We start from the raw sequence: 16,518 nt of genomic DNA, 5'->3' as shown, positions 1-16,518 counted from the left end.
CGCAATGGACTTGCAATGACATTTATTTCGCGCCGCGATATACTGAAAGCGGAACGAATGTACGGAAGGGGTTTTACTTTTGCAAAATGAACCATTGGCGTTCCGCATGCGTCCTCGTACGATCGACGAAGTGATCGGCCAGAAAGACGTCATCGGACCGCATACGGCTTTATATAAAATGATCCACAACGGCCACGTGCCGTCGATGCTCCTTTACGGTGAGCCGGGGATCGGCAAGACATCGATTGCCCACGCTATCGCCGGCACCTCAGAACTGCCGTTCATCGCGTTGAACGCGACGACGTCGGGCAAAAAAGATGTCGAGGAAGTCGTCGCTGAAGCGCGCATCACCGGCAAAGTGCTGCTGTTTTTGGACGAAATCCACCGTTTCAATAAACTCCAGCAAGATGCCCTGCTGCCGCATGTCGAAAGCGGCGCCATCGTATTGATCGGCGCGACGACGGAAAACCCGTTCCACGACGTCAATCCGGCGATCCGCTCACGCTGCGGCGAAATCAAACAGCTCAAACGGCTGACGCACGCCGACATCGTCCAACTGCTGAACTCGGCGTTGGCCGAGCCGAATCGCGGCCTCGGCAATTACGAAATCGAAATTTCCGAAACGCAAGTCAATCGAATCGCCGACGGCACAAACGGCGACGCGCGGAAAGCGCTGACGATGCTCGAATCGATTGTCGTCGCATCAGACGAACGCGACGGCAAATACATTGTCGAAGACCAAATGGTCGAACAAATGATCAAGCGCGTCGGCGTCTTCGGCGACAAAAAAGGCTCCCATTATTTTAATTTATTGTCCGCGCTGCAAAAATCCGTGCGCGGCAGCGACGTCAATGCCGCCATGTATTATTTGGCGCATCTGCTCGAAAACGGTGACTTGACAGCGGTGACGCGCCGCTTGCTCGTCATGGCTTATGAAGACATCGGACTTGCGAGCCCGGAAGTCGGCGCGCACGTACTCGCCGCTTGCCAGGCTGCGGACCGCCTCGGATTGCCGGAAGCCCGCATCCCGCTCGCTCAGGCAGTTGCTGAAATGTGCTTGTCCGAGAAATCGAATTCCGCTTACAAAGCGATTGACGCCGCAATTGCTTCGATCAATAAAGGCGAAGTCGGCGACATCCCGATGCACCTGCGCGACACGCATTACGCCGGCAGCGCCGAACTCGGCCACGGCGGCTATAAGTATCCGCACGATACGCCACTCGGCACATTCGGCGGCTGGGCCGATCAGGATTATTTGCCGAAAGAAGTTAAAAAAGCCGAATTCTACAAACCGATTATTGCCGGTTCCGAGAAGAAATTCGCCGGCATCTACGATAAACTGAAATCGTTCCGAAAAAAATAGATTGTTTGAGCCATTTCCGCATGCGGAAATGGCTTTTGTATTGGTGATTTTAAAGTTTATGCGCGTTCAGAAATTTTTACGTGCGTTCAGCCGTTTTCAAATAAAAAAGCCGGCTCATCGTGCGAGCCGGCTCCCTATTAATTATTTCGGACGCGGTTGATCGGAATCGATTTGGTGATATCGTTGACAACCCAACTCGCGCAGATCAAGCCGACCGCTGAAGGCGTGAAGGCGTTTGAACTTGGCGGCATCTGGGCTTTGCGGATTTCCGCTTCGGGTTTGCCTACTTTCCCGACAACATCTTCGCGGACGATGATCGGGCTTTCGTCTGAGAATACGACAGGAACACCTTTATAGATGCCCGATGCGCGCAATTTCTTGCGGATGATTTTCGCCAACGGATCGGTATGCGTTTTTGAGATGTCCACAATGCGGAAGCGCGTCGGGTCGGTTTTATTCGCCGCACCCATGCTTGAAATGATTCGGATTCCGCGCTTGACGCATTCCTGGATCAAATGGACTTTGTAAATCATTGTATCGGATGCATCGATGACGTAATCCGGCTGGTAGCTGAAAAACTCCTCGAACGTTTCTTCTGTATAAAACATGTGCAGCGAAATGACTTCACAGTCTGCGTTGATGTCTTCGATGCGCTTTTGCATGACGCCAGCTTTCGACTGGCCGACCGTTGATAAATTCGCAACTAGCTGGCGATTGATGTTCGTGATGTCGACGTTATCCTTATCGACCAAGATGATCCGGCCGACACCGCTGCGTGCGCATGCTTCTGCTGCAAATGAACCCACTCCGCCGATGCCAAGAATCGCGACTGTGGAGTTTCTCAACATATCCATGCCTTCTGTGCCGATTGCTAATTCGTTTCTGGAAAATTGATGTAACATGATTTGCCTACCCTTCAAAATAAAATAATAATGCAGATTAACCTACTAGGGATTATACACAAATAAAAACCCCCCGACAAATTGCCGGGAGGCGAAAATTTGAAATAACGGAGAATCCCAATCGTGCCGTCCGTTTTGGTGCGCATCGTTTTTGAACCCGCTTCAAGCAGGTGGGTGACCTCGTCATCACTTATAACTTCCGGTTAGGGCATGTTAGCCATGATGAAATCTGGTCTCCCGACGACAAAATGTTGGGTCAAAACTGAATTGCTCGTAACGAACACATCAGGATTCTCTACTACTTGTATGTTAGCACACCTTTTTTGATTCGACAACTAATTTATACTGGTTATTTTTCAGTATTCTGAACATTCAGAGATAGGCTTAATTCATCAAGCTGTGCATTTGATACCGGGCTCGGTGCGCTTGTCAGCAAGTCGCTGGCGCTCGCCGTCTTCGGAAATGCGATCGTGTCGCGCAAGTTTGTGCGGCCAGCAAGCAGCATTACCAAGCGGTCCAAGCCGAAAGCGATCCCTCCGTGCGGCGGCGTGCCGTATTCGAATGCATCCATCAGGAAGCCGAATTGCTCGCGCGCTTCTTCGTCGGAAAAGCCGAGCGTCTTGAACATTTTTTCCTGGATGTCGCGGCGGTAAATGCGCAGCGAACCTCCGCCTAGTTCATAGCCGTTCAACACGAGGTCATAGGCTTGCGCGCGGACGTTCTGCGGCTCTGTATCCAATTTGTCGATGTCTTCTTCGAACGGCATTGTGAACGGATGGTGGGCTGCGTAGTAGCGGCCGTCTTTTTCATCGTATTCGAATAACGGCCAGTCCGTGATCCATAGGAATTTATAAACCGAGTTGTCGATTAAATTCAACTCTTTGCCGAACTTCATGCGCAGCGCACCTAATGCGTCTGCAACAACCGAAGCAGCATCCGCTACGAATAATAAAAGATCGCCGGCTTCTGCATCAGCGCGCAGGGTCAATGCTGTAGCTGCTTCGCCTTCGAAGAATTTCGCAATCGGCCCTTTAACGCCGTCCGCTTCAACTTTCAGCCAAGCAAGGCCTTTCGCGCCGTAGCGTGCAGCGAATTCGCCAAGAGCGTCAATGTCTTTGCGCGAGTAGTTTGCCGCGCTGCCTTTGACATTGATCAATTTCACCTGGCCGCCGTTTTCGATGGCGCCAGAGAATACTTTGAATGATGAATCTTTTACCAGGTCCGAAACATTCACAAGTTCTAGGCCGAAGCGTACGTCTGGCTTATCCGAACCATAACGGTCCATCGCTTCGGTATAGCTCATGCGCTGAAATTGTGCATCGATGTCGACGCCTTTGACGTCTTTCATCATGATGCCCATCAACCGCTCGTTCATTTCGATGATTTCTTCCATCGTCTTGAAACTCATTTCCATGTCGATTTGCGTGAATTCAGGCTGGCGGTCAGCGCGCAAATCTTCATCACGGAAACAACGCGCAATTTGGTAATACTTGTCAAATCCAGAGACCATCAGCATTTGCTTGAACAATTGCGGCGATTGCGGAAGCGCGTAGAATTCGCCTTCGTGGACTCGGCTTGGCACCAAATAATCGCGTGCGCCTTCTGGAGTCGATTTCGTCAAAATCGGTGTTTCCACTTCCAGGAAACCTTCATTGTCCAAGAAACGGCGGATCGATTTTGTGATGTCTGAACGCATTTTGAACGTTTCGTACATCGCCGGCCGGCGCAAGTCCAGGTAACGGTATTTCAAGCGCAAATCTTCGCTGACTTCCGTTTGGTCGTCAATTGCGAACGGCGGGTTTTTCGCCGCGTTGATGATTGTTGCGTGGTCCACTTGTACTTCGATTTTGCCGGTCTTCATCGCCGCATTAACTTGGCCATCCGCGCGTGCTACAACAAGCCCTTCAATATGAATAACGAATTCGTTGCGCAGCGTCTCGCCGATTTCTGTGGCTGGCGCTGAAATTTCCGGATTGAATACTGCTTGCACAATGCCGCTGCGGTCACGCATGTCAACAAAGATCAAGCCTCCTAAATCACGGCGCTTCTGCACCCAACCTTTTAATGATACACGCTGCCCGATGGCGGCTTCACTGACTTCTCCACAATAATGTGTTCTCGACATATTTATTCCTCCAATGATTTCTTTTTCAATACCGTGCTGGCAATGTCAGCGAATAAAACCTCGTGCTGCTCGCCTGTTGCCATTTCCTTGACGTTTGCTTTGCCGCTTGCCATTTCCGTTTCACCGATGACAACAACAAATCCTGCTTTTTTACGGTCAGCCGATTTCATCTGCGCTTTCAGCTTGCGCGCTGTGTAATCCATATCTGCCGATAATTTATTCACACGCAAGTCTTTCACGACGCTGAATGCTTTTTTCTTCGCCGTTTCGTCCATCGCGATCACGTAGACGTCCAACGTGTCCGATAACCCGATTTCCACGTTTTCCATTTCGAGTGCCAATAACAGCCGCTCGATGCTCATCGCAAAACCGATGCCCGGTGCTTCCGGCCCGCCGAGGTCTTCGACCAGTCCGTTATAGCGCCCGCCGCCCGCAAGCGTCGTGATGGCACCGAAGCCTTCCGCGTCGCTCATGATCTCGAACGCGGTGTGGTTGTAATAATCCAGCCCGCGTACAAGATTCGGATCGACGACATAAGGGATATCGAGTTCTTCAAGATAGCCTTTCACTTCATCGAAATACTGGCGCGATTCTTCGTTCAAATAATTTGCCAATGAAGGCGCAGTGGCCATCAAAGGATTGTTGCGGTCGACTTTACAGTCCAGAATGCGCAGCGGATTTTTGTCCAAACGCGCTTGGCAGTCCGGGCAGAACTCAGAAATGTGCGGTGCGAAATGCGCCACCAGCGCTTCTTTATGTGTTAAACGGCTTTCCGTGTCGCCCAGCGAGTTGATGACGAGGCGCAGGCTTTTCAAGCCGACAGCACGGTAAGTTTCCATTGCGAGTGAAATCACTTCCGCGTCAATTGCCGGGTCTTTCGAACCGATCGCTTCCACGCCGAACTGCACGAACTGGCGCATACGACCGGCTTGTGGGCGCTCATAGCGGAACATCGGGCCCGTATAAAATAATTTCACCGGCTGGTCCGGCAAACCGAATAATTTATTTTCCACGAATGACCGCACGACTGAAGCGGTGCCTTCGGGGCGCAGCGTCAAACTGCGATCGCCGCGGTCCTTGAATGTATACATTTCTTTGGTGACGATATCGGTCGTGTCGCCGACGCCGCGTTGGAATAATTCCGTGTGCTCAAAAATCGGTGTCCGGATTTCCTTGTATTGATATAGGCGGCATAACTCAATAATTTTCTGTTCAACTTCCTGCCATTTGGCGGATTGGTCCGGCAGCACGTCGTATGTGCCGCGCGGCGCTTGGATATTCTTGCCCATTTTTTCCACTCCTTTTTTTTCCATACAAAAAAGCCCCCGCCCCTTGCTTTCGCAAGGGACGAGAGCTTTTGATAAGCTTCCGCGGTTCCACCCTAGTTGATGCCATGTAAATAATGCCAGCATCCTCTCATTCCGGGTAACGGCCGGTTCCGTCTTTTCCTAATAAACGCCAGTTGCGCCGTTCAGAAAGGAGCCTCTTAAGTGTTTTTCGTCGCAGATCCCTGCAGGAAAGTTTACAGCCTAGGACTTCCCCTCTCTTTTCAGTCGATCATGCAATTACTTTCTTCGTCAACAGCTAATATATAAGGATAATAAAGTTAATCTTAAGGACTCCCACAAATCTTGTCAACCTTTTTTGACAAACGGCCGTTTTTTTTTCATAATACAGAGAGATAGATTATAAAGGTGGTGCAGAATGAACGTAAAATGGTTAATTGGTCTTATTCTACTTTTTTTAATGATTGCCGGCACAATTCCGCCGCTTTCGGCAAACCCCGCATTGGCGGTTGGCGGCGAAGCGGAAATTACCGGATCGACAGTTAACATCCGCAGCGGTCCAGGCCTTTCCTATAGCGTTTCCGGAGCGCTTGAAAAAGGGGAGAAAGTCACAATCGTTTCTGAAAACAGTGATTGGCTGGAAATCAGCACAGGCAGCGGTTCCGGCTGGATTGCTTCTTGGCTGGCCCGAAAAACCAGCAGCAACGAAACAAACAAAGCTTCCGGGCAAACAGCAGTCGCTGCTGTTGACCACTTGAACATCCGTGCTCAAGCGGATATTTCCTCTTCCGTGCTGGCGCAGATGAGCGCCGGCGACCAAGCCCTCATCGTCAATGATGCAGGAAATTGGCTTGAAATCGATTTCCGGGGCGTCAAAGGATTCGTTTCCAAACAATACATAAGCACTGCGGGCCAAAACCAGGAAAAACCCGCCCCTGCTAAAAGCGATGTCTCTTCGTTCGAAATCGCAGTGGATGCCTTGAATGTAAGGAATCAGCCGGATTTAAGTTCTTCTATCCAGAAAACCGTAAAAAAGGGCGAAGTTTTCCCGGTCCGTTCGATTGAAGGAAATTGGGTCGAGATCCAAATTTCTGAAAAAGATAGCGGCTGGGTCTATGCATTCCATGGCCACTTGTCTGATAAACCGGTTCAAAAAGCGGCAAGCCCGAAAGCCGAAAACATCACCATCTTGACAGATGGAACGAATTTGCGCACGAGCCCGTCCACTGCTTCAGCCGTCGCAAGCCGCGCTGATGCCGGCCAAGAATTCGCGGTTGTCGATAAGCAAGGCGATTGGTACCAGGTTTTATTGCCGGATGGCCAAAATGCCTTTGTCGCAGACTGGGTCGTAACGAACGGCGAAATGAAAGTCGAATCAGCGGAGGCCCCTGAACCACAGGCACGCAAAAAAGGCACGCTCAACGGTTTGACGATCGTGCTCGATCCCGGGCATGGCGGCAATGACGGCGGAACGGTCGGAGTTCGCGAAACAAAAGAGAAAGACTTGACGTTGAAAACCTCGGAAATCTTGTCTCACCACTTGCGATCTGCAGGCGCTGAAGTGCTGTTGACACGGCAATCGGATGTCTATGTCGACTTGCGCTCGCGGGTTTCCACGGGCCATGGCGTGGCGGCAGATGCTTTTATCAGCCTCCATTATGACGCAACCGACGACAATAGCGTGTCCGGCTTCACGTCGTATTACATGCTCGATTACCAGCAAGCGCTTGCCGAATCGATCAACGAAGGCCTTAGCGGCAAAATCGATTTGCGGAACCGCGGCGCACGCCATGGCAACTACCTCGTCTTGAGGGAAAACAAGCAAGCGGCTGTGCTCGTTGAACTGGGCTATTTGAGCAATTACAACGACGAACGCATTGTCACTTCAAGCAAATTCCAAGAACAAGCGGCACTCGGCTTGTATGATGGCATCGTCAATTATTTCGATGCGAAATTAAGCCAATAACTATCCAGCGGCATGGGGGATCTCCTCTATGCCGCTTTTTCATGTAAAAAAGGAGGTGCCCCAAAAGTAATTTGGGGCACCTCCTTTGCGACGAAGCTAGCGCAGCGATGCAACGCACTTTCATGTCTCGAAGCTAGCGTAGCGATGCAGAGACAGGAGCAATAGTATTCCCCTGCGCTACGTTAGAAAAGGAACTGTCCAATAAGTCTGTTATTTCGACTTATTGGACAGCTCCTTTTTCATTCTTTCGATTCAATGATCATTGTGACGGGGCCGTCGTTGACGAGTTCGACGTCCATCATTGCCCCGAACACGCCGGTTTCGACAGACAGGCCGCATGACCGCAATTCTTCGTTGAACTTCAGCCAAAGCGGCTCGGCAATATCAGGGCGCGCCGCTGCGGTAAAGCTTGGCCGGCGCCCTTTTCTGACGTCGCCGTAAAGCGTGAACTGGGAAATCGACAAGATGCTGCCGCCGGCTTCTTGGATCGACAAGTTCATCTTGCCCTCGCCGTCTTCAAAAAGCCGCAGTCCGGCAATCTTATTAGCGACATAAGCCGCGTCTTGCTCAGTATCGCCATGTGTGATGCCGACGAGCAGCACAAAGCCGGAATCGATCGATCCGACCCTTTCGCCGCCGACAGTCACTGACGCTTTTTTCGAACGCTGTAATATGACCCGCATAATGCCTCCTTAATTCGTGACGCGTATGACGGAATAGACATCGGGAATCTGCTTGATCTTTTCCACTACCCGGTTCAGGTGCGAAATGTGCGGAATCATGATGGTCATGTTGATCGTCGCGATTTTATCGGAGTCAGCTTTGCCGCTGACCGCCGTGATTGTCGTCTTCGCTTCGCTGACCATATGCATCACTTCGTTGATCAACCCTGTCCGGTCATACGCCTGGACTTCGATATCGATTGCGTAGTCTTTTTTCTCTGGTGATTCCGCGTTTTCCCATTCAACCGGGATTAAGCGGTCGGTCTGGTCGGCATGGACATTCGGGCAATCAGCGCGATGGACAGAAACTCCACGGCCTTTCGTAATAAACCCGATAATGCTGTCGCCAGGCACCGGGTTGCAGCAGCGGGACAAACGAATCATCATATTGTCGATGCCGCGGACAATGACGCCTGAATCGGTCTGCTTGCGCGGTGCAGGCGATTTCATTTCCACCGTGATTTTCTCGATAGCTTCTTCTTGTTCGCGGCGTTTGCGTTGGCGTTCTGCCAGGCGGTTAACGACTTGCTGCGCTGTGATGCCGCTGAAGCCGACTGCCGCGTACATATCGTCCTCGCCTGCGAAATTGAATTTTTCGCAGACACGCTTGATATTTTCGTTCGTCATAATGTCTTTGACGTTGAATTCCTGCGCCCGGATTTCCTTCTCAATCAAGTCTTTGCCTTTTTGGACATTGTCGACGCGCAATTGCTTTTTGAAAAATTGCTTGATCTTGTTTTTCGTCTGCGTCGATTTGGCGATTTTCAGCCAGTCGCGGCTTGGGCCGAACGATTGCTTCGATGTCAGGATCTCGACGATGTCGCCCGTCTTCAATTCCGTATCAAGCGGCACCATTTTGCCATTGACTTTGGCGCCAATGGTTTTATTGCCAATTTCCGAATGCACCCGGTATGCGAAATCGATTGGCACAGAGCCAGCCGGCATTTCGATGACGTCGCCTTTTGGCGAAAATACATAGACCATATCGGAAAATAAATCGTATTTCAGCGATTCCATAAACTCTTCCGCGTTGTCCGCTTCGTTCTGGAAATCCAGGATTTCGCGGAACCACGTCAAGCGGGAATCGACCGTGTTTTTTGGCATATCGACTTTCCGGCCTTCTTTATACGCCCAATGCGCAGCTACCCCGTATTCGGCGATGCGGTGCATTTCCTCTGTGCGGATCTGCACTTCCAAAGGATCGCCCTGCGGCCCGATGACCGTCGTATGCAGCGACTGGTAGAGGTTCTGTTTCGGCATCGCAATGTAATCCTTGAAACGGCCAGGCATCGGCTTCCATGTTGAATGGATAATGCCGAGAACGGCGTAGCAATCCTTGATGCTGTCGACCGTAATGCGCACTGCCAATAAATCATAGATTTCGTTGAACTGCTTGTTTTGCAGCGCCATTTTCTTGTAGATGCTGTAAATGTGTTTTGGGCGACCGAAAAGATCCGCCTCAATCTGGACTTCGTCCAATTGGATGCGGATTTCATCCATCACCTTATTCAAGTAATCTTCCCGCTCGGTCCGCTTTTTTTTCATCAAGTTGACGATGCGGTAATATTGCTGCGGATTCAAATAACGGAGCGCTGTGTCTTCAAGCTCCCATTTGATCGTATTGATCCCTAGGCGGTGAGCAATCGGCGCAAAAATCTCCAGTGTTTCGTTCGCTTTGATGCGCTGCTTTTCAACCGACTGGTATTTCAACGTACGAAGATTATGCAGACGGTCAGCCAATTTGATGAGGATGACGCGGATATCCTGCGCCATCGCTACGAACATTTTACGGTGGTTTTCAGCTTGCTGCTCTTCTTTCGACATGTATTTAATCTTGCTGAGCTTTGTCACGCCATCAACAAGCATCGCCACTTCTTCGTCAAAATCGCGGACGATGTCTTCGCGGCTGACTTCGGTGTCTTCAACGACGTCATGCAAAAAGCCCGCCGCAACTGTAGAAGGGTCCATCTGCAATTCCGCCAGAATTCCGGCGACTTGAACAGGGTGGACAATATAGGGTTCGCCGGATTTCCGGAACTGCCCCTCATGTGCCTTCAATGCCACTTCGTAAGCTTTTTTAATCGTATTCACATGATCGGCATTCATATAAGACGCACACATTTCAAATACGTCTTCGGGAGTCCTAACTTGATCTTTCGCCATAATTGCCCACCTTGCTTTTAATTTTTGCGTAAGTATATCTATACATTATAAAAAACAATTGGGCCAAAAGTAAAGCTTTGTCACAGTTTCTCCATGACTTTAATGAACTCTCTGAGATAATCCGGCAAATCCGGCGGGCGGCGGCTCGAAATTAAATTGCCGTCAACGACAACCGATTCATCGAACCATTCAGCACCGGCGTTGCTCATATCGTCTTTAATGCCCGGCGTGCTCGTCACTTTTCTGCCTTTTAGGATGTCCGCCGAGATTAAGACCCAGCCGGCGTGGCAAATTTGGCCTATCGGCTTGTTGTTCTTGTCCATGAAGCGCACAATGTTCAGCACTTCCGGGAAACGGCGGATTTTGTCCGGCGCCCATCCGCCTGGAACCAGCAGCGCGTCGTAGTCGCTCGGTGTGATGTCGCCCCACGCAAAATCCGAAGTTGCCGGCACGCCGTATTTCCCGATATAGGCCTTGCCTGCCTCCTCGCCTGCAAGATGTACTTCAGCGCCTTCTTCGCGCAGCCTAAGAATCGGGTACCATAATTCCAAGTCTTCAAATTCATGATGGACGAAACTTAATATTTTCTTTCCGGTTAATTTCATATCGTTTTCCTCCTCAGATCTATATAAGTTAAACTAGTGAACACTTATAATCGATATTCCGCAAAACAGCTACGCTTGCCGCGGGCGAGCGCCAAGCCTCCTCGGTCGCTTCGAAAACCTTGTGCTCCTGCATCGCTTCGCTAGCTTCGTCGCAAATGATTAGGCAAATTACTTTTGCCCAATCATTCCCTGCGGGGTCTCGGCTGTCTCGCTTTCCCGCAGGCGTCTCCGCTGTTTTGCTCCATATCGAGATATTTCTTAGCGAAGGCGCGTCAAGGGGCTAGGCAAGTAAATGGCCAAATGGAATTTGGACCATTTACTTTGCTTCGAAGCTAGCGCAGCGATGCAGAAACAACCGTCTTTGCTCTGCCGCAAGCGTCCGAAGCATTTTTCTATGCTATTTAATTAGTTCAACTTATATAGTTGCTTAATAAAATAAACCAGCAGCTATTCCTGGAATACTTCTTCTTCAATGATGTTTTTGCTGCCTTTGCCGATCTGCACGGCCCGCTCCGAAGACTGCAGGCAGCGGAGTTTGCGGACGGTGACGTCGTGAGCGCATTGGCTGCCTCCCGCGACGAAGACATCCGCTTTCGCTTTTCGGAAGCCTGTGATCGTGCCGTTTGAAAGTGACACATGCCCCGCTTTGTACTGGATTGCGGCCGCTGGATTATGGCTGTAATCGGTATCCGGATCGCCGATAAACAAGAAATGGTTGATTGCGACATTCCGGTAGCCCGACACCACCAGCGCGCGCGGCGCTGACCCTGTGTACATCTCAGTGAAGACAGGCGCAACCGAGACGAGCCGCTGGGCAAGGATGTTATACGCGGTCATGGAATCCGGATCGTCCGCTGTGTGATGGCCTATATGGCGAAAATTGAACGAGCGGTTGTCGCGGACCGACAAATGGCCCGAAATGAACACCCCGGTTGCCGCTGATGAAGTAGCGTGGGCTTTGACTTCCACTCCGCCGAAACAATTTGAAGTCGAATTGTTCAGGAGCCAGACAAAGCGCGAGCCGTCATCAATTTCGATGCCGTTCGAGTTGGAAAATCCTTTCTTATGGGAACGGCCGCTCGGGTCGCAAAAATGCGAATTTGAAATGAAGATGTAATCGCTGTGATGAGTCGTTACGCCGTCATCCCCGAACCCATAGCCTGTGCAGCGGTCAATCCAGATAAACTGGCTGCCCCCTCTAGCACGCTTGCCGTCGCCGCCGTAATTATAGAATGTCGACGACACGTCAAAGCAATGCAGTCCGGGATTCACTGCTGCCACCCCTTTTGCCCAGCCATATGTGACTTTGGCAAAAGTCAGGCAGCTCGAGAAGTTATTGCCGGCACTTGTGTTTTCAACATCGCCCAGCCGTTCGACGTTCCAGTCCAGCCCGATGTTCTCGACCGAGATGTGGTGGTTGCCGCGAAACGGATTGGCATTCATGACGAGCCGCTGCCGCTTAGGTGCGTTATCGTGGAGCTTCAGGACCGTCGCACCTTTGCCTTCTCCCCGCAGCCGCGAAAAAGATGGCATCTCGATTTTGCGCACAACGAAGATGCCTTTCGGCACATAAACGTGGGTGCGGCCACTGCCGAAAGCTTTTTTGAAAGCGGCTGTGCAATCGGTCACTCCATCGCCCCTCGCGCCGAAATCTTCGACATTGACGCAGCGCGTCAACGCTTCTTCCAACACTTTGTATTCTTCATCGAGCTCCTGTTTCCATTCCGGCACGGCTTCATCGCCTTCGACGAGTTCAGCATAGCCATTCGGATCTTCAATGGAATTTTCTTGTGCGAGCAATGCCCACAAGCGATCGCGCCAATCTTTCCGGTAGGTTCCGCCCGGCTTCGGCCCATTGCCTTGTATGCTGCGGAAAAGACTCCGTGTTTCTTCCGTAATGTCGCTGATTGTCGCAGTATCCTCGAGAATCTCTGCCAGCAGCGCATTGTTTTTCGCTGGATCGTGGTATTTGCTTAAATGCATGAATCATCACCTCCATAGTCCTTACCCTTTTTCAAAGCCGTTATGTATCCAAATAAAAAACCTCCGCCCAAAAGGCGGAGGAAGGTGATTAATATTTCATCAAAGTCATTACATCATAGCCGACCAATTTGTCACGGCCATCAAGATATGTCAATTCAATGAGGAATGCACAACCGACGACTACGCCGCCCAGTTGTTCAACAAGGTTGATTGTTGCTTCGATCGTGCCGCCAGTAGCCAGCAAATCGTCAGTGATCAACACGCGCTTGCCTGGTTTAATGGCATCTTTATGCATCGTCAAGACGTCTTTGCCGTATTCCAGGCCGTATTCAGCGCGGATAACTTCGCGCGGCAGTTTGCCTTCTTTGCGAACAGGTGCAAAACCTATGCCGAGGGCATAAGCAACGGGGCAGCCAATGATGAAACCGCGTGCTTCAGGACCAACGATGATTTCAGCGTTGACTTGTTTCGCATATTCCACAATCTGGTCTGTCGCGTATTTATACGCTTCGCCATTGTCCATGATCGTTGTGATATCTTTGAAGCGAATGCCGGGCTGCGGCCAATCTTCTACAATTGTAACGAACTGTTTCAAATCCATATTTCTTCCTCCTTGGCTGCCACTTTCGCGTCAAACCACTGTTTTAAGTCTCTATAAGATGCATACAGCAGCTTCTGTTCCAAAGCGATTTGCTGCTCACGTTTTTTGTAAATAGGCGCATCAGTCAAATCACGTTTGCTCGGAGCTTTAGCAAGCTCTGTAAGTCCATTGTTAAGTGTAACAAAATCAAGTTCAAAAAACACCTGCAGCATGAAAAATAATGTTTCGCGGCTCCAGCCTTTATGCTTCGCCAGTTCATCACAATGTTTCTTGAAGTCGAACGTGCCGCGTTTCTTAATGAACGAAAACAGCCAAGCGAATTGTTCGCGTGTTGGAATCTGCTCGAAATACTGCGATTCTTTGGCATAAAAATGCGCATAAATCCGTTTCGGCTTGAGTTCCGCGAGCACAGCCGCCAGCTCATTCTCGGAATCCGGCAAATCAAGCAGCACGAGATGGTGCTTGTGTGCTTCGAGCTTTTTCAAATCCTCCGGCCCCAGAATCGTCTGGCCGATCAAACTTTCGAAGACGGCAGCCGTGTCCGGCCGGAACGCCAGGAACACTTGGCCTTTGTCTGGAATCAATTTCGACCAGCGAGCCACTTGGCGGATGCCGCGAATGTCGTATAATTGCCATTCGTCGGTGCGGACATCTTCAATCATCAGCTGCGGCTTTTTGCGGCCGTTCCATTCATTGACCTGCAAATCGCCGATCACGTCGATTTTCACATCGGGCGTCAGTTCATCGCCAACCGGACCTAAGCCGAAACCGACCGCGTCTATGGTGGCCGCATCCTGCGCGAGTTCCACTTTCAAGTGGTTCTGCGACGCGCCGATTTTGCGGATTGACGACACCGTCACATCGCCAAGGAAAAACTTCGGTTTTGCAAAGCCCATGCCAAACGGTGCCAGCATACGCATCGATTCAATTGTTTCGGTGTCAATTTCATCCAAGCGCACCGGAATATCGATTTCCACAATCGGCACCAAATCTTCCTCAGACAATCCCGCTTCCGCCTGCTTGTTCAAACGGCTGCGCAATTCATCGACATGCTCGATGTCCAGCGTCATGCCAGCAGCCATCGGATGGCCGCCGAAATGCGGCAGGATGTCACGGTTTTCTGCCAGCTCATTATAAAGGTGGAATCCTTCGATGCTGCGGGCAGAGCCTTTCGCTTTTCCGGTTTCCGGATTGAGCGACAGCACAATCGCCGGCCGGTAATATTGCTCCACCAATTTCGATGCCACAATGCCGACGACGCCGGGATTCCAGCCTTCCTGCGCGACAATGATCACATGCGGCGGACCATCGGGATAACGCTGCTCGACTTGCGCAGTCGCTTCCTCGGCAATTTGCTTGACGATTGCCTGGCGCTCTTTGTTCAGCACGTCGAGGCCTCCAGCCAAGTTTCTCGCTTCTGCCATATCTTCAGTCATGAATAAGCGCACTGCCGGATCTGCGTCCTGGAGCCGGCCAATAGCGTTGACACGGGGTCCGAACATAAATCCAATTGTTTCTTCCGTGATGTCGCGCTGCTTGACGCCGGACACTTCCGAAAGCGCCTCGATTGCCGGGCGCGGAGAATCTCTAAGCGCCGCAAGCCCCGCTTTCACCAGGATGCGGTTTTCGCCGTGCAAGGGCACCAAGTCGGCAATCGTGCCAATTGCCACCAATTCAAATAAATGCTCAGGCACTTCTTCATACAGCGCTTGCGCCATCTTAAACGCCACACCCACTCCGGCAAGCTCGCCGAACGGATATGTGCCTTCCGGGTGGCGCGGGTGTATAACCGCTAATGCATCCGGCATTACGTCTCCGATATCGTGGTGGTCGCTGATGATGACATCAAGCCCAAGGCTGTTCGCGAACGCGACCTCATCAATTCCTGAAATGCCGTTGTCGACAGTGACGATGAGCGTTGCGCCTTCATCACTTGCTTGCTGAAATAATTCTTTATTGGGTCCATAGCCGTGTTTGAAACGGTTCGGGATTTTAAACGAGGCTTCTGCCCCCAAGTCTTCCAATACCGTCATCATGACCGTTGTACTTGTAACTCCATCGGCATCATAATCGCCGTAAACAACAATTTTTTCCTGATTTTCAATAGCACGGCGAATGCGTTCAACAGCAATGTCCATGTCTTTCATCAAATAGGGATTATGTATGTTTTCCATCCCGACAGCCATGAAGTTCTTCGCTTTTTCAGCGCTCGAAATACCGCGCGTCACTAAAATTTTTGCCAATACCGATGAAATGGATAATTCTTGTTGTATGGCTTGCACCAATCCTTCATCGGGAGTGGTCAAGCGCCATCTTTTTTTGGATTCAATCATCGTCATTCACTTCCTCACCGGTCCATTATACAGGAAAAAAATGCAGACAAAAAGGAGTTGCCTCCATTTAACATCGAAGGCCGCTCCTTTTGCCTAGAATCTTTCCTTATCTTCTACCGTTTTGCCGTCAGTAACAACCATTGCTTCAGGCTGAACATCCAACTTCTGGTATTCACCAAGTTCGTTCTGCTGTGTTGCAATCAATGATTCTTTAACAGCCATTTCTTTTTGAAGAGCTTTGACTTTGCGCTTCAGCGAAAAAGTGCGGATGATGGCAACTGTCGAACTGAGCAAGACGCCGAGCAGTGCCGATACAAGAATAACGAGGATCAGCGGCCATTGCGCTTCGCCGAAGACATAATTGACCGGTACCGAATCGACATTGACAACTGCGAATAACGCGATAATGACTGCAAAAATAAGGCCAAGCAAAATCAACCATTGTAATTTCATAATAAATTCATCTCCT

General features: G+C 50.6%; 12 protein-coding genes, 1 other RNA gene and 1 other annotated feature. Of the genes, 2 read left to right on the top strand and 11 right to left on the bottom strand.

What is annotated here, in order from left to right:
• Positions 1-79: 79 nt before the first annotated feature.
• Positions 80-1,363 (top strand): replication-associated recombination protein A, encoded by a 1,284-nt coding sequence (locus AC4EHB_RS01295; RefSeq protein WP_490980475.1) that lies wholly within the window; start codon positions 80-82, stop codon positions 1,361-1,363.
• A gap of 137 nt (positions 1,364-1,500) precedes the next feature.
• On the opposite strand, the gene AC4EHB_RS01290 is transcribed toward AC4EHB_RS01295, so the two are convergent.
• From AC4EHB_RS01290 to hisS, 4 genes are all read right to left on the bottom strand, one after another.
• On the bottom strand, positions 1,501-2,265 hold the full coding sequence (locus AC4EHB_RS01290) for a tRNA threonylcarbamoyladenosine dehydratase (RefSeq protein WP_490973789.1): 765 nt from the start codon (positions 2,263-2,265) through the stop codon (positions 1,501-1,503).
• A 110-nt stretch (positions 2,266-2,375) separates the two neighbouring features.
• Positions 2,376-2,560: non-coding RNA, 6S RNA (gene ssrS / locus AC4EHB_RS01285), on the bottom strand.
• A gap of 54 nt (positions 2,561-2,614) precedes the next feature.
• Entirely contained in the window at positions 2,615-4,390 is a 1,776-nt protein-coding gene (aspS, locus tag AC4EHB_RS01280) for an aspartate--tRNA ligase (RefSeq protein ID WP_490980474.1), read from the bottom strand.
• Between the two features lie 2 nt (positions 4,391-4,392).
• A complete protein-coding gene (gene hisS / locus AC4EHB_RS01275; RefSeq protein WP_490980473.1) occupies positions 4,393-5,703 on the bottom strand; it encodes a histidine--tRNA ligase in 1,311 nt (436 codons plus the stop codon).
• 27 nt (positions 5,704-5,730) lie between these two features.
• Positions 5,731-5,980 (bottom strand) — a binding site (T-box leader).
• 114 nt (positions 5,981-6,094) lie between these two features.
• On the opposite strand from hisS, the gene AC4EHB_RS01270 reads away from it, so the two are divergent.
• Positions 6,095-7,642, top strand: a complete 1,548-nt coding sequence (locus AC4EHB_RS01270; protein WP_490980472.1) for an N-acetylmuramoyl-L-alanine amidase family protein — start codon at positions 6,095-6,097, stop codon at positions 7,640-7,642.
• 239 nt (positions 7,643-7,881) lie between these two features.
• On the opposite strand, the gene dtd is transcribed toward AC4EHB_RS01270, so the two are convergent.
• The 7 genes from dtd to AC4EHB_RS01235 all read right to left on the bottom strand — a co-directional run bounded on the left by dtd (position 7,882) and on the right by AC4EHB_RS01235 (position 16,502).
• Positions 7,882-8,325 carry a D-aminoacyl-tRNA deacylase gene (gene dtd / locus AC4EHB_RS01265; protein WP_490973785.1) on the bottom strand — a complete coding sequence of 148 codons (444 nt, stop codon included), beginning with the start codon at positions 8,323-8,325 and terminating at the stop codon, positions 7,882-7,884.
• 9 nt (positions 8,326-8,334) lie between these two features.
• A complete protein-coding gene (locus AC4EHB_RS01260; RefSeq protein WP_490973784.1) occupies positions 8,335-10,527 on the bottom strand; it encodes a RelA/SpoT family protein in 2,193 nt (730 codons plus the stop codon).
• 80 nt (positions 10,528-10,607) lie between these two features.
• Positions 10,608-11,132 (bottom strand): type 1 glutamine amidotransferase domain-containing protein, encoded by a 525-nt coding sequence (locus AC4EHB_RS01255; protein ID WP_490980471.1) that lies wholly within the window; start codon positions 11,130-11,132, stop codon positions 10,608-10,610.
• Between the two features lie 447 nt (positions 11,133-11,579).
• Positions 11,580-13,115 (bottom strand): glycosyl hydrolase family 28-related protein, encoded by a 1,536-nt coding sequence (locus AC4EHB_RS01250; protein ID WP_490980470.1) that lies wholly within the window; start codon positions 13,113-13,115, stop codon positions 11,580-11,582.
• A gap of 88 nt (positions 13,116-13,203) precedes the next feature.
• Positions 13,204-13,716: an adenine phosphoribosyltransferase gene (locus AC4EHB_RS01245; RefSeq protein WP_490973781.1), complete on the bottom strand. Its 513-nt coding sequence runs from the start codon at positions 13,714-13,716 to the stop codon at positions 13,204-13,206.
• Positions 13,707-16,049, bottom strand: a complete 2,343-nt coding sequence (gene recJ, locus AC4EHB_RS01240; protein ID WP_490980469.1) for a single-stranded-DNA-specific exonuclease RecJ — start codon at positions 16,047-16,049, stop codon at positions 13,707-13,709. Before recJ ends, AC4EHB_RS01245 begins: the two co-directional genes overlap by 10 nt.
• A 93-nt stretch (positions 16,050-16,142) precedes the next feature.
• The gene (locus tag AC4EHB_RS01235) at positions 16,143-16,502 is read right to left on the bottom strand and encodes a LapA family protein (protein WP_490973779.1); all 360 of its coding nucleotides are present in this window, start codon (positions 16,500-16,502) and stop codon (positions 16,143-16,145) included.
• Positions 16,503-16,518 lie beyond the last annotated feature (16 nt).

This window comes from Planococcus sp. TJ-302 (assembly GCF_058268455.1).
The sequence above is the reverse complement of the archived record's forward strand: the minus strand, read 5'-3'. Positions and strand labels throughout refer to the sequence as shown.